This is a genomic window from Nocardioides sp. Z35_8 (assembly GCF_059621125.1).
In genome coordinates this window covers 2,354,753-2,367,467 of record NZ_JCAQIE010000001.1, presented here as the reverse complement: position 1 = coordinate 2,367,467, position 12,715 = coordinate 2,354,753, and the positions used below count along the sequence as shown (strand labels likewise).

General features: G+C 71.1%; 14 protein-coding genes and 1 pseudogene. 6 read left to right on the top strand and 9 right to left on the bottom strand.

Annotated elements, in window-relative coordinates; translation table 11 throughout:
* Positions 1 to 56 precede the first annotated feature (56 nt).
* From AC54T2_RS11440 to AC54T2_RS11430, 3 genes and pseudogenes are all read right to left on the bottom strand, one after another.
* A pseudogene (locus AC54T2_RS11440) lies at positions 57 to 300 on the bottom strand (DDE-type integrase/transposase/recombinase); the annotation flags it as partial.
* Positions 301 to 435: 135 nt separating this feature from the next.
* On the bottom strand, positions 436 to 789 hold the full coding sequence (locus AC54T2_RS11435; protein WP_496666214.1) for a hypothetical protein: 354 nt from the start codon (positions 787 to 789) through the stop codon (positions 436 to 438).
* Positions 790 to 820: 31 nt separating this feature from the next.
* Positions 821 to 1,672: a helix-turn-helix domain-containing protein gene (locus tag AC54T2_RS11430; RefSeq protein WP_496666213.1), complete on the bottom strand. Its 852-nt coding sequence runs from the start codon at positions 1,670 to 1,672 to the stop codon at positions 821 to 823.
* Between the two features lie 51 nt (positions 1,673 to 1,723).
* Here AC54T2_RS11430 and AC54T2_RS11425 point away from each other — a divergent pair, with 51 nt between their 5' ends.
* On the top strand, positions 1,724 to 2,326 hold the full coding sequence (locus AC54T2_RS11425; protein WP_186341710.1) for a TIGR03086 family metal-binding protein: 603 nt from the start codon (positions 1,724 to 1,726) through the stop codon (positions 2,324 to 2,326).
* A 36-nt stretch (positions 2,327 to 2,362) separates the two neighbouring features.
* Here the strand turns inward: AC54T2_RS11425 and AC54T2_RS11420 are convergent, their stop codons facing one another.
* The 3 genes from AC54T2_RS11420 to AC54T2_RS11410 all read right to left on the bottom strand — a co-directional run bounded on the left by AC54T2_RS11420 (position 2,363) and on the right by AC54T2_RS11410 (position 5,420).
* The gene (locus AC54T2_RS11420; protein ID WP_186341709.1) at positions 2,363 to 2,875 is read right to left on the bottom strand and encodes a HutD family protein; all 513 of its coding nucleotides are present in this window, start codon (positions 2,873 to 2,875) and stop codon (positions 2,363 to 2,365) included.
* 23 nt (positions 2,876 to 2,898) lie between these two features.
* Positions 2,899 to 4,773, bottom strand: a complete 1,875-nt coding sequence (gene lepA, locus AC54T2_RS11415; RefSeq protein ID WP_186341708.1) for a translation elongation factor 4 — start codon at positions 4,771 to 4,773, stop codon at positions 2,899 to 2,901.
* Positions 4,774 to 4,889: 116 nt separating this feature from the next.
* The gene (locus AC54T2_RS11410; RefSeq protein ID WP_496666212.1) at positions 4,890 to 5,420 is read right to left on the bottom strand and encodes a GNAT family N-acetyltransferase; all 531 of its coding nucleotides are present in this window, start codon (positions 5,418 to 5,420) and stop codon (positions 4,890 to 4,892) included.
* A gap of 84 nt (positions 5,421 to 5,504) precedes the next feature.
* On the opposite strand from AC54T2_RS11410, the gene AC54T2_RS11405 reads away from it, so the two are divergent.
* The 3 genes from AC54T2_RS11405 (at position 5,505) to rpsT (ending at position 7,828) form a co-directional block, all read left to right on the top strand.
* Complete coding sequence (locus AC54T2_RS11405) at positions 5,505 to 6,467, top strand: phosphotransferase family protein (RefSeq protein WP_496666211.1); 963 nt, start codon at positions 5,505 to 5,507, stop codon at positions 6,465 to 6,467.
* Positions 6,464 to 7,408, top strand: a complete 945-nt coding sequence (locus tag AC54T2_RS11400; RefSeq protein ID WP_496666210.1) for an aminoglycoside phosphotransferase family protein — start codon at positions 6,464 to 6,466, stop codon at positions 7,406 to 7,408. The genes AC54T2_RS11405 and AC54T2_RS11400 overlap by 4 nt, the downstream gene beginning before the upstream one ends.
* Positions 7,409 to 7,567: 159 nt before the next feature.
* Positions 7,568 to 7,828, top strand: a complete 261-nt coding sequence (rpsT, locus tag AC54T2_RS11395) for a 30S ribosomal protein S20 (protein ID WP_186341704.1) — start codon at positions 7,568 to 7,570, stop codon at positions 7,826 to 7,828.
* Between the two features lie 85 nt (positions 7,829 to 7,913).
* On the opposite strand, the gene holA is transcribed toward rpsT, so the two are convergent.
* Both holA and AC54T2_RS11385 read right to left on the bottom strand, forming a co-directional pair.
* Positions 7,914 to 8,900: a DNA polymerase III subunit delta gene (gene holA, locus AC54T2_RS11390; RefSeq protein WP_496666209.1), complete on the bottom strand. Its 987-nt coding sequence runs from the start codon at positions 8,898 to 8,900 to the stop codon at positions 7,914 to 7,916.
* 12 nt (positions 8,901 to 8,912) lie between these two features.
* Positions 8,913 to 9,677, bottom strand: a complete 765-nt coding sequence (locus tag AC54T2_RS11385) for a ComEC/Rec2 family competence protein (protein WP_496666208.1) — start codon at positions 9,675 to 9,677, stop codon at positions 8,913 to 8,915.
* A 113-nt stretch (positions 9,678 to 9,790) separates the two neighbouring features.
* On the opposite strand from AC54T2_RS11385, the gene AC54T2_RS11380 reads away from it, so the two are divergent.
* Positions 9,791 to 10,285: a hypothetical protein gene (locus tag AC54T2_RS11380; protein ID WP_496666207.1), complete on the top strand. Its 495-nt coding sequence runs from the start codon at positions 9,791 to 9,793 to the stop codon at positions 10,283 to 10,285.
* A gap of 192 nt (positions 10,286 to 10,477) precedes the next feature.
* On the opposite strand, the gene AC54T2_RS11375 is transcribed toward AC54T2_RS11380, so the two are convergent.
* On the bottom strand, positions 10,478 to 11,539 hold the full coding sequence (locus tag AC54T2_RS11375) for a hypothetical protein (RefSeq protein WP_496666206.1): 1,062 nt from the start codon (positions 11,537 to 11,539) through the stop codon (positions 10,478 to 10,480).
* A gap of 272 nt (positions 11,540 to 11,811) precedes the next feature.
* Between AC54T2_RS11375 and AC54T2_RS11370 the strand changes: the two genes are divergently transcribed.
* On the top strand, positions 11,812 to 12,351 hold the full coding sequence (locus AC54T2_RS11370) for a hypothetical protein (protein ID WP_496666205.1): 540 nt from the start codon (positions 11,812 to 11,814) through the stop codon (positions 12,349 to 12,351).
* Positions 12,352 to 12,715 lie beyond the last annotated feature (364 nt).

The following is a 12,715-nucleotide window of genomic DNA, read 5'->3' as shown; positions in this document are numbered from 1 at the left end:
ACTTGGTGATGGGTGATTGCTTGCCGGTGGCCGAGTGGGGCCAGTGGTGGTTGTCCTCGTGGAAAGCGTTCGATCTTGCCGTCGGTCTGCGGGCGGTAGGGCCGAGTGCGCTGCGGGTGATGGCAAGCTCGGCACAGGTGTCGCGCCACAGGTGCGAGCGGTGGCAGCCGCCGTTGTCGGTCAGGACTCGCGGACGGTGACGCCGCGCCCGGCGAACCACGCCACCGCGTTGCGCAGCACTGCGGCTGCGGTCTCTTTCGTCTCGTCGTCGTGAGCCTCGACGTAGGCGACGCGGGCGTGTCGTCACACGATCTCGACCAACGTGCCTGAACATCACAACTAGACACGTCCCGTCCCCGCTAGGACACCCGGATCCGGGCCGTTGAGCGGGGACATCCCCGCTCAACCCCGGGGGTTTCCACCTTCCGAGCTCATTCAGATCGTGTCGGCACCGTCCCCGGTCGACGCCTCCCGGGCGCGGGTGGCGGCGGGCGTCAGCACGCCGGCGAAGACGAACCCGACCGACCAGAACGCCGCGTTGCCGTCGCCGACCAGGTACATCGCGTAGCCGAGCGCCAGGGCGACGGCGGCCGAGACGGCGTAGTGGCGCAGCTCCACGCGCCCCGTCCCCTCGCCGGGCGGACGGCCGAAGGAGCCGAGGAAGAGCATCATCCAGAGGGCCAGCGCGAGGACGGCGCCCACCAGGAAGTGCCAGCCGCCACCGGAGGCACCGCCGACGACGAGCGTGACGGCGAGCGCGACGGCCAGGTGTCCGGGGAGCGGGCGCACGCCCGCACCATGCCCGCGAGGACGCGGTCTGTCAACCGATGGTTGACGGCGGGGCCGGCTGGTCGCGGAGGTACTCCCCCGGCGTCATGCCGGTGACGGTGCGGAAGTCGTGGGTGAAGTGCGCCTGGTCGGCGTAGCCCAGGTCGGCCGCGACCTCGGCGAGGGTGCCGGCGCCGGCCTTGAGCGCCTCGACGGCCCCGTGCAGCCGGCGCCGCTGGAGCAGCCACTTGGGGCTCAGCCCGACGCGCTGCTCGACCAGGCGCTGGAGGCTGCGCTCGGACAGCCCCACGGCCCGGGCGAGCTCGTCGACACGGGTCACCTCCGGGTGCTCGCCCAGCCACGCCACCAGCCGGTTGACCAGCAGGCCCGGGGCGTCGACGGGCAGGTGGGTGGCCAGCCACCCCTCGACGTGCCCGATCGCCGCGAGGTGGGCGGCCGGGCCGTGGGGGTCGGCGGCCATCGCCGCGCGCACCTCGTCGACGAGGCCGGGGTCGGGCAGCAGGCCGCGCAGCTCGATCCACGTGTCGGTGACCTCGGCGACCGAGCGCCCGAGCACGAGCCGCCCGGCGGCGGGGCTGAGCATCGTGCCGACCGCCCAGCCGTCGCCCTCGAGCGTCACGCTCGACCGGCCGCGCGCGACGCCGTAGAAGCGGGCGTAGGTGTTGCTCACCACCACCAGGCAGACGGGGTGCTGGAGGGTGCTCTGGGTGGACGGCTCGGGCAGCGACCAGACGGGGATCCAGTGGCGGTCGACGAGGTCCGTGAGGCGCTCGCTCGGGGCGTAGCGGTGGATCGGCGGCGAGGGCCGGCTCACCCCCGTCAGGTGGGCCCGGTCGATCGGGTCCACCGGCCGGGGACCTCCCGCACTCGTCCGGCTGCTCATCTGTCGGATTATTCCAAGCAGCACCGACAGCGCGGCGGCGAGAGTGGGCGCATGACCCAGACCACCACCTCCTCACCGACCCCGTCACCCGCCCACCAGCTCTCCCTGTTCCAGCAGCGCGCCGACCGGTTCGCCCGGGTCCTCGACGCCGTCGAGGTCGCGGGCGGCGACTGGGACGTGCCGTCGCCGTGCGAGGGCTGGACCGCCCGCGACGTCGTCGGGCACGTGATCGAGACCCAGCGCGACTTCCTGCGCCAGCGCGACCTCGACGCCGGCCCGGATCCCGACCTCGCCGACCCGGCCGCCGCCTGGCGACGCCAGCGCGCGCACGTCACCTCGGTGCTCGCCGACGGCGTGGCGGCTCGCGAGTACGACAGCTACTTCGGTCCCACGACCATCGCCGCCACCATCGCCGACTTCTACGGCTGGGACCTCGTGGTGCACGGCTCGGACGTCGCCCGGGCCACCGGCCAGGAGTGGACCGTCAGCGACGAGGAGGCCGCCGCGCTCCACGCCACCGCCGACGGCTGGGGCGACACCCTGCACTCCGAGGGGATCTGCGCCCCGGCGGTCGAGGTGGGCCCGGACGCCTCGGTCACCGACCGGCTGCTCGCGCGGCTGGGCCGCGACCCCGGCTGGCGGCCGGCGCGCTGACCGGCCCGGTCCGTCCAGCCGGTCCCGGCGGGCCGCTCAGCCGATGCGCTCGAGGGTGACGACCGCGACGGTGCAGCGTCCGGTGACCTCGCCGGGACCGATCACGAGCGTGCCCGTCGCGATCGCGTCGCGGGTGCCGGAGACGACGTACGCCGCCTGGTCGGCCGCGAGCGGCAGCGCCGAGGACCGGCCCAGCTCGAGCACGGTCACGAACGGTCGCACGAGGGTGGGGTCGACGACGACGTCGAGCGCGCGTACGGCTCCCTCGGGCACCGACGCCACGGCGGCCGCGTCGCCGGGGAGGGCGAACGGGCGTTGCGGCTCGACGACGTGCGCCTCGTCGTCCACCTCGAGGTCGAGGACCGGGCCGTCGACCACGGTGAGCACGCGCAGCGTGCCCGCCGACGTCGGGACCGGGCCGTCCGCGGTGACCTCGGCGAGGCCGATGCGCCACGCTCCGTCGTCGCCGCGTGCCAGCTCGCGGATGGTGCTGCGGCCCGCGGCCCACGGCTGCGGCGCCACGTCCTCGCTGCGGACGACGGATCCCACGTCGAGTCCTCCCTCTTCGACTCCTACTTCTTGCCCGGCTTGTCGGAGGGCTGCGTGGTGGACAGCGCGGCGACGAACGCCTCCGGCGGCACCTCCACGGACCCGATGTTCTTCATCCGCTTCTTGCCCGCCTTCTGCTTCTCCAGCAGCTTGCGCTTGCGGCTGATGTCGCCGCCGTAGCACTTGGCGAGCACGTCCTTGCGGATCGCGCGGATGGTCTCGCGGGCGATGACGCGGGCGCCGATGGCGGCCTGGATCGGCACCTCGAACTGCTGGCGCGGGATGAGCTCCTTGAGCTTGCCGGCCATCATCACGCCGTAGGAGTAGGCGGCGTCGCGGTGCACGATCGCGCTGAACGCGTCGACGGGCTCGCCCTGGAGCAGGATGTCGACCTTGACCAGGTCGGCGGCCTGCTCGCCGGAGCGCTCGTAGTCGAGGGACGCGTAGCCCTTGGTGCGCGACTTGAGCTGGTCGAAGAAGTCGAAGACGATCTCGCCCATCGGCAGGGTGTAGCGCATCTCGACGCGGTCCTCGGAGAGGTAGTCCATCCCCTGCAGGTTGCCGCGCTTGAGCTGGCACAGCTCCATGATCGTGCCGATGTAGTCCGACGGCGCGAGGATCGTCGCCTTCACGACCGGCTCCCGCACCTCGGCGACCTTGCCGTCGGGGTACTCGCTCGGGTTGGTCACCTCGACCTCGGTGCCGTCGTCGAGGACGACCTCGTAGACCACGTTGGGAGCCGTCGAGATGAGGTCGAGGTCGAACTCGCGCTCGAGGCGGTCGCGGGTGATCTCCATGTGGAGCAGACCGAGGAACCCGCAGCGGAAGCCGAAGCCCAACGCGCCCGAGGTCTCCGGCTCGTAGGTCAGCGCCGCGTCGTTGAGCTGGAGCTTCTCCAGGGCGTCGCGCAGCGTCGGGTAGTCGTCGCCGTCGATCGGGTAGAGACCGGCGTAGACCATCGGGTTGGGGTGCTTGTAGCCGCCCAGCGACTCGGTGGCCCCGTGGTGCTGGGAGGTGACGGTGTCACCGACGCGCGACTGGCGCACGTCCTTCACACCGGTGATCAGGTAGCCGACCTCGCCGACGCCGATCTCGCGGGCCTTGACGGGCTCGGGGCTGATCACGCCGACCTCGAGCATCTCGTGGACCGCGTTGGTCGACATCATCTTGATCCGGTCGCGGTGGCTGAGCTTGCCGTCGACGACCCGCACGTAGGTGACCACGCCGCGGTAGGTGTCGTAGACGGAGTCGAAGATCAGGGCACGGGCCGGGGCGTCCGCGTCGCCCACCGGCGCCGGGGTCTGCTTCACGATCTCGTTGAGGAGCGTCTCGACGCCGACGCCGGTCTTGGCGCTGGTGAGCAGCACCTCCTCCGGCTCGCAGCCGACCAGGCCGGCCAGCTCGGCGGCGTACTTCTCGACGTTGGCGCTCGGCAGGTCGATCTTGTTGAGCACCGGGATGATGTGGAGATCGGCGCCCATCGCGAGGTAGAGGTTGGCCAGGGTCTGCGCCTCGATGCCCTGTGCGGCGTCGACGAGCAGGACGGCGGCCTCGCAGGCCTCGAGGCTGCGGGAGACCTCGTAGGTGAAGTCGACGTGGCCCGGGGTGTCGATCATGTTGAGGACGTAGGTGCCGGGCTCGGCGCCCTCGGCGTTGCCCGCCGGCACCGTCCACGGCATCCGCACGGCCTGCGACTTGATGGTGATGCCGCGCTCGCGCTCGATGTCCATCCGGTCGAGGTACTGCGCACGCGACGCCCGCTCGTCGACGACCCCGGTGAGCTGCAGCATCCGGTCGGCCAGGGTCGACTTGCCGTGGTCGATGTGCGCGATGATGCAGAAGTTGCGGATGATCGACGGGTCGGTCGAGCCAGGCTGCGGCGCGTTGGTGAGGCTCACGGACTGCTTTCGGGGGTACGACGGCTGGGGCGGCTCATTCTTCCACGCGCGCCGCGGGCCGCCGAACCGGCGACGCGGCGCGGGCGCGAGCCCGCAGCCGGCCGCTGCGCGCCGGGCTACCGCCCCGTCGCCACCCAGTAGCGCCGCTTGTCCCCCCGCACGTCCTCCAGCACGCCGCCGGCCGCCTCGATGACCCCGATCGAGCCGAGGTTGTCGGTGTCGCAGGTGACCAGCGCGGGGTCGATGCCGAGCCCGCGCGCCCACGGCAGGGCGTGTCGCAGCATGGCCGTCGCGTGCCCCTCTCGCCGCCGGGTGGGGCGCACGTCGTAGCCGATGTGCCCGCCCACCTCGAGCAGGAAGTCGTTGAGCCGGTGCCGCACGGCGATCCGGCCGAGGTAGTGCTCGCCGTCGACCCACCACAGCGTCGTGCACGGCACGTGCGCCCGCGGACGCGGCGTCTCCTCCAGCGCGTCGGCGCGCACCGCCTCGACGAAGGCCGCGAAGACGCCGGGGGCGGTCCAGCCCGGGGCGCTGCGCGCGATCCACGCCGCCGTCTGGCTGTCCCGGGCGTCCTCGGCGACGAACTCGTCCATCGCCTCGAGGAAGGACTCACGGACGGCGGTGGTCGGCAGCACGAGCTCGGGCATGGCGTCAGTCTGGTCCGCACGCCGCCTGCCCTGTCCAGCGGATATCCCGTCGTGGTCCGCGTCGGGGTGGGCAAGGATGGCGCCATGGCCCGCTCCCCCTCGATCGCCCCCTACCCCGCACCGCACGGCAGGACCGCGCGTCGCCTCGAGTGGGCGTTCCTCCCGCCCGGCCTGCGGGCCTGGATCGAGCGGAAGTGCGGCTCACCGGTCGCGTCGGCGATCTCGCAGACCAGCGGGTTCACCCCCGGGTTCGCGTCCGTGCTGGTGTGCGAGGACGGCTCGCGCCACTTCGTGAAGGCGGCCTCGGTGAAGGCCCAGCGGATGTTCGCCGACTCCTACCGCGAGGAGGCGCGCAAGCTCGCCGCACTGCCTCCGGAGGTGCCGGCCCCGAGGCTGCTGTGGCACCTCGACGACGACTGGGTGGTGCTCGGCATCGAGTACGTCGCCGCCCGGACGCCCGAGCGGCCGTGGCGGGCCGACGAGCTCGACGCCGTGCTCGACGCGCTCGAGCAGGTCGCCGACGCGCTCACCCCGCCGCCCGCGGGGCTCGACCTCGACCCGGCCGAGTCCGACTTCGCGCCGCTGCTCGAGGGATGGCCGGCGCTTCGCGACCGGCGTACGGACCTCGGCGCCGCCCGGCTGGAGGAGGCCGAGGCGCTCGCGCGCCGCTACGCCGAGGTGGTCGGCGGCGACACCGTGGTCCACACCGACGTCCGCTCCGACAACGTCCTCATCGACGCCGACGGTCGCGCGCTGGTCTGCGACTGGAACTGGCCGGTGCGCGGAGCCGCGTGGTTCGACTCCCTCGCCGCCCTCATCGGCCCGCGCGGGGAGGGCATCGACGTCGAGCCGGTCATCGCCGGGCGCCGCCTGCTGGCCGGGGTCGACCCCGAGACGATCGACATCGCCCTCGCGCTCTACGTCGGCTACTTCCTCACCCAGTGCGAGCTCCCGGTGCCGCCGACGTCGCCGCACATCCGCGACCACCAGCGCTGGCAGGGCGAGGTGTGCTGGGACTGGCTCGGCGAGCGCCGGGGCTGGTGGTGACCGCACCGCGCGCCGTCGGCGTCCGCCTGGCCTACGACGCCGTCCCCGCCGCGGTCCGTGCCTGGGTCGAGGACACCCTCGGCTCGCCCGTCGTGGCCACCGCCGAGCAGGTCGGCGGCATGTCGCCGGGCTGCGCGACCCGGCTGACGTGCGCCGACGGCACCCGCGCGTTCGTCAAGGCCGTCGGCGCCGAGCTCAACCCCGACACTCCGGGGTTGTTCCGGCGCGAGGCCGGGGTGCTCGCCCACCTCGGCGCGCACGAGCTCTGGGCACGGCTGTTGGCGTCGTACGACGACGGCGCGTGGGTGGCGCTGCTGGTCGAGGACGTCGAGGGGCGCCACCCCGACTTCGGCGATCCTGCCGAGCTCGATGCGGTCCTCACGGGCGTCGACCGGCTGGGCGCGGTGCTGCGGCAGCGTGACGTGCCGGCCTCGGTCGACCTCGTCGACGTCGGCCGCGTGCTCGGAAAGTGGGCCGACACCCTCGCCTCGCTCGCCGACGCCCCGGCCGCCGCCCCCGTGCCGCACTGGCTGCGCCGCGACCCGTACGGCTGGGCCGACGTGCTCCGCCACCACGCCGCCGCTCCGATGCCGCACGTCGTCCACTGGGACATCCGCGTCGACAACCTGCTGCGCCGTCCCGGTGGCGAGATCGTCTTCGTCGACTGGGGCACGGCGGCCCGCGGCCCCGCCTGGGCCGACCCGCTCCTCGCCCGGCTCGAGCGCGTCGACGAGGCGTGGTTCGACGCCTCCGTCCCCGCCTCGCCCGCCCTGCGCGCGGTCGGCGACGACACGGTCACGGCCTTCCTCGCCGGCTTCGGCGCGCACCTCGCCGTCCGCTCGGTCGTCGCGGTGGACGTCAACCTGCCCACGCTCAACGATTTCCGCATCCGGGAGTCGGAGCGCATGCTGGGGGCCGTCGCGCGCCGCACGGGCCGGTGAGCACCGGCCAGGGGCGCGGCAGGCGATTTGGGCGCCCGCGGAGGGTGACGGTAGAGTTCACCACTGCGTGTCCGGCGCCCGACCCTGTCCGGGGTTGCCAGGCAGCCGACAGCACCAGACTTCTCATCCTGACCAGTTCGAGCATTCGAGGATCCGCACGTGGCGAACATCAAGTCCCAGATCAAGCGCAACAAGCAGAACGAGAAGGCGCGCCAGCGCAATCAGGCCGTCAAGTCTCGCCTGAAGACTGCCGTGCGCAAGTTCCGCGAGCTGTCGGAGGCCGGCGACAAGGACGCCGCCGTCGCGGCGGGCCGTGACGCCATGAAGGCCCTCGACAAGGCCGCCTCGAAGGGCGTCATCCACGCCAACCAGGCCGCCAACCGCAAGTCCTCGATCGCCAAGAAGGCCGCGTCGCTCTGACGTCCCGCTCTTCACTGTCGACACCCGCCCTCGTGGCGGGTGTCGTGCATTTCGGGGGCGTACGCGGTGGTCACGCGGGCGCGGGTCAGCGCCCGTCGCGCAGGCCCGCCACGGTGAGCACCAGCCGCTCGAGCGTGTAGGACGCGTCGTGGGCGCGGCCCTTGATGTCGGCGTCGGCCAGGGCGACCGCACGCACCGCGGCCGCGATGCCCTCGGCGCTCCACGACCGTGACTGGTCGCGCACCGTGCGCACCTTCCACGGCGGCACGCCGAGGTCGCGGGCCAGGTCGCCGTCGCGGGCTCCGCGAGGAGCGCCGAGGTAGCGCGCCAGGCTGCGCGCGGACGCCGCCATCGCGGAGGTGACCAGCACCGGCGACGTGCCGGAGTCGAGCGCCCAGCGCAGCTCCTCCAGGGCGGCCGCCCGCCGGCCGGCGAACGCGGCGTCGGCGACGGTGAACGACTTGGCCTCGGCCCGGCCGCCGAAGTAGCGCTGGACCTTGTCGACGGTGAGCTGCTCGCCGTGGAAGTCGTGGGTGAGCTGGTCGGCGGCGGCCGCCAGCGAGCGCAGGTCGGTGCCGACGGCCTGCACGAGGAACGCCGCGGCGTCGGGGTCGATGCGCGCGCCGTGGGAGGCGACCTCGGAGGTCACGAAGCCCGGCATGTCGGTGGCCCTGATCTCCTCGGACTTCACCTCGGTGACGGGCGACAGCTTGCGCAGCTTGGTGAGCACGCCGCTGCCCTTCGGCCCGCCGGAGTGCACGAGCACGAGCGCCACGTCGTCGGCAGGGGCGGCGCAGTAGGCCAGCAGGCCGTCGACCGACTCGTCGGGCAGGTCCTCCAGGCCGCGCACGACGACGCACCGGATCGAGGAGAACAGCGACGGCGCGGACATCTCGCCGAGTGACGCGAGCGTGAGGTCGGCGGCCGCCGACTCCGCCATCTCCGCCTCGGGGTCGTGGGCGCGGACGGCGTCACGGACCGAGACGACGGTGCGCGCGGAGAGGTATTCCTCCTTGCCCGTCACCAGGACGACGTGGCCGAGGACCTGCGCGGCGGAGGGGGTGCGAGCCATGGTGGCCACACCCTATCCGCGGCCCACGACACCGGGCGTCCCGTCCTCGACCACCACGACCACGTCGCCGCCCACGTCGGTGCGACGTACGTCGGAGCCGGCCGCCCCGAGCGCCTCCAGCAGGTCGGGGGCGGGGTGCCCGTAGTCGTTGCCCTCCCCCACCGACACCAATGCCAGGCGGGCGCCCAGGGACGTCAGCCAGTCGAGGTCCTGGTGCCGGCTGCCGTGGTGCGGCACCTTGAGCACGTCGACCTGCACCCCTGCGAGGTCGCGCGCGAGCGCCGCCTGGGCCGACGGCTCGAGGTCGCCGGTGAGCAGGATCCGGACGCCGGCCACCTCGGCGAGCAGCACGACGCTGGCGTTGTTGGCCGCGCTCTCGCCCGCGTCGCCCGCGAGGGCGCCCGGGCGTGGCCACACGGCCTGCAGCGTGACCTGCCCGATCCGACGGGTGACGCCGTACGCCGTCGCCACGGCCGAGCGGCCGGTGACCTCCTCGACCGACCTCGCCCCGACCTCCGGGTCGCGCAGGGCCGTGCCCTCGACGACGTCGATGCGCCGCCCGTCGGCCACCCCGGCGACGCCGCCCACGTGGTCGGCGTGGAAGTGGGTCAGCACGAGGAGCGGCACCGACGCGACGTCGAGGCGGTCGAGGCAGGCGTCCGTCGCCGCCGGCTCGGGGCCGGCGTCGACGACGACCGCGCTGTGCTCGCCGGCCCGCAGCACGAGGGCGTCGCCCTGGCCGACGTCTTCCCTACTGGCTTCGTGTGTGTTGCGCACTGCGGTGTAAGTCTGGTCTTCCTGCTTGCGGGAGACGTTTGCTGTACGTGGTTAGACGGCGCCGGCTTCTGTCAGGGCAACCCTCGCGCAGTCGGGCGGCGTAACGTGATCGCATGGAATCGGAGCGCATTGGCGCTGACGAGCCCCTGACGCCAGGGGAACGTCAGTTCCTTATTGACTCCGGCGTCCCAGCCGACTCATTCGATCCAGAAGTTAAGGCGGCCGCCCGCGCCCGTTTGCGGGCCCGGGCTGAGGCGACCAGGCGCAAAGCATCGCGCGAGCTCAGCGTCCATCAGGTCGCGGGCTTGCTCGGCTGCCCAGAAACTCAGGTGCTGGAGTGGGTAGGCAGGCAAGACCTCTACGCGTTCCTCGCCAGGGACGAACTCCGCTTCCCCGAGTGGCAGTTCCCCGACGCCCAGCGACTGCCCTCGCTTCGGCTTGTGCTGCGTGAACTCGGACCTGAGATGCACCCGTACAGCGTCGAGGGGCTTCTCGCGGATGTGCGGCATGAAGAACTCGACGACATGACTGCGGTCGAGTGGATGGCCCAAGGCAACTCGATGGACCCCGTCGTGGCGCTCGCAAGGTCAAGCGCTTACGGGATGTGACCGGTCGCTTGACATTGGACCGTGCTGACAGCTCAACTGCCCCGGCGCTGACGGGTCACTTGAACTGTCCCGGCCTTGGGATGCGACAACAACCCTCGTCGCTCAGGTCCGGTGAACGTCTCCGTCCGACGGACGGATGATGACAAACACCGAGCGCTGGCCGGCGCGCTCACCTCGGCGTCGTGGCTGGCGTCAATCCTCGTTCGGACCAAGGACGAAGTGCCAGAGTGGGAGGCGATCGGAACGGAAGTCCGTCGGAACGAGTCTCGGAAGAGTGCCTGGCTCGATGTCGATCGTGAGATGTGTCGTCTTCTCGTCCCATGAGGTGCTCGCATAGAACATTCGCGTGTACAGCTCACTCAGTCGACCAACGATCTCGAAGCCTTGTCCCGTTGGTTCATCTGGGGCCATCTCGAAGATCATCTCGAACTGTCGCTCGCCCACCTGATCGACTCGCTCCTCGACCGGCCAACGAGCGTGCTGCAGCAGGAACCAGATGAGGTCCTTCTCGCGTTGGTCGACCATCGTGCGGCCTCCACAAGTCAGAAAGACATCTGCAATCGTCGCTGCGAGGCCCGTCGTATCGCTGGGTGGCGACCCTGGCGATACTGATTCGCTCGATTCGACATCACCTTCCAACACAGCCTTGAAAATGAGCGGTGGGTTGAGACCTAGGAGCCGGTCGTTCAGAAGGGATCCCATGCGATCCAACTTCATGGCTTCCTCCAACCCGATCTCCCAGTGATCGTCCACGCGGCTGAACGCCTCCACGGGAACGAGCGACCAGAGATCCAGGACGACCCAATGGATCGCGACGAAGAGAGGGTTACCGTCGAGTTCCGCATAACGGGTTAGGCGTGCGACCTCTGACGGCCGCAGAGTCGCCCGCTTGGGCATCCGATCGTCGATCGCCTTTACCTCGACGAGCAAGACCTCGTTGGACTTCAGTGTGAGCCGCCAGTCAGGCAACTTGACGGGGTCCTCGAAGAAGAGAGTCCCGGAGTCTTCCTGCTTCACCATGAGGCACCCGTCGAGGTCTGCGGCGATCAAGCCGAAGAGCTGGTCACTGACCCAGCCGCGTAGGCGCGAGGGAGTAGAGAGGGAATCGCGGAGACCTAGCGCGAACTGGTCGATCGTTGCGTTGACCCTGTCCGGGTCCGACACCAGCTTCCTATCGCCGGGCACCGGCCTGTCGACGGCAGCGTGGAAGTTGAGGGTCTCGATCTCGGCTGGCCGCCGCGGAAGCCTCCTCATGGCGCCGATACTCCCACCAACAGCCTGAAGAAGCTGGCGATACGTCCGGTGCCCCTTGGCCGTCCGGTCGTCGGGTCGGGCGAGACTCCTATCAACCCGATCGCTGTCCGGACTGGACGAAGTCGCCCACTGGCCCAGGGCTGCCTGATGAGCGCAGGTTCGTCGCCGGCGTGCGTGGCGTAACCGCACGCGATTGAGTGGGCGCGAGCCACTGCATGCTCTTCTCAGTGTGTCGTCGCCGTCGAGGCCACATGGCCGAGGACCATGGTGCGGTGAGCGAGACGGGGATTTGGACGCTGGCTGGAATCGCTGCGACCGTCGTGGTCGGCCTGCTCGCCCTGTGGGCTGCACGGCGGTACGGCACGCGACGGGGGAAGTTGCGCGTCACCGTCAACCGGGCCGAACTGCTGATGCTCTCCGGTTCGATGAACAAGGCCATTGAGGTGCACGCGAACGGGCGACTTCTAACGAACCCGATGCTCTACGACGTTACGATCAAAAACGTCGGTCCCCGGGATCTGGCCTCGGACGCATTCGACTCAGGCGAGTCCATCGTGGTCACGTTCCCCGGCGTCATCGCGGCAGCGAACGTTCACCACCGATCGGAAGGCGTCCGAGTGGACGACGACAGCCATCCGACGAGCGTCCGACTCGAGCCTGCGCTCCTGCCCCGTGGAAGCGCATGGGTGCTGCAGGTACTTGCCGATGTTCCCGAGCCAGCGACTCGGGTCACGGTAGAGACCCCGATCGTGGACTTCGACGTCTCCTATGGAGGAGCAACGATGCTTCGAGGCCCGGCCGCGCCCCGATAGGCGTCGCTTCTGGGCTACGCGGTGGTGTCCGTGCCGCGTCGCGGCGTCGTAGGTTGTTGGGGTTGAATGCGGCTGGTGGCGATCGAGTTCGAAGAAGTGGAAGTGGAGCCCGCCCAAACCGGGACCGTGTGGCTAGTCCGGCAGCGTGCATCGGCGGCGGCGCCATCGTTCACAGGGGTACGTCACGCGGACTTCGACTGCCCTGCTGTGCGCCGCTGGATCGAGCAACGGCCGTTCGAGTCGAACCTGGTCGAAATCGAGCAGGACGGTTGGGGATTGTTCGAGTGGTCCGCAAGCAACCGCGGAACATGGGGTCGCGAGGACGCTGACCAGGAGCGGTTCGATCTGAGCACGTGGCGCTCGT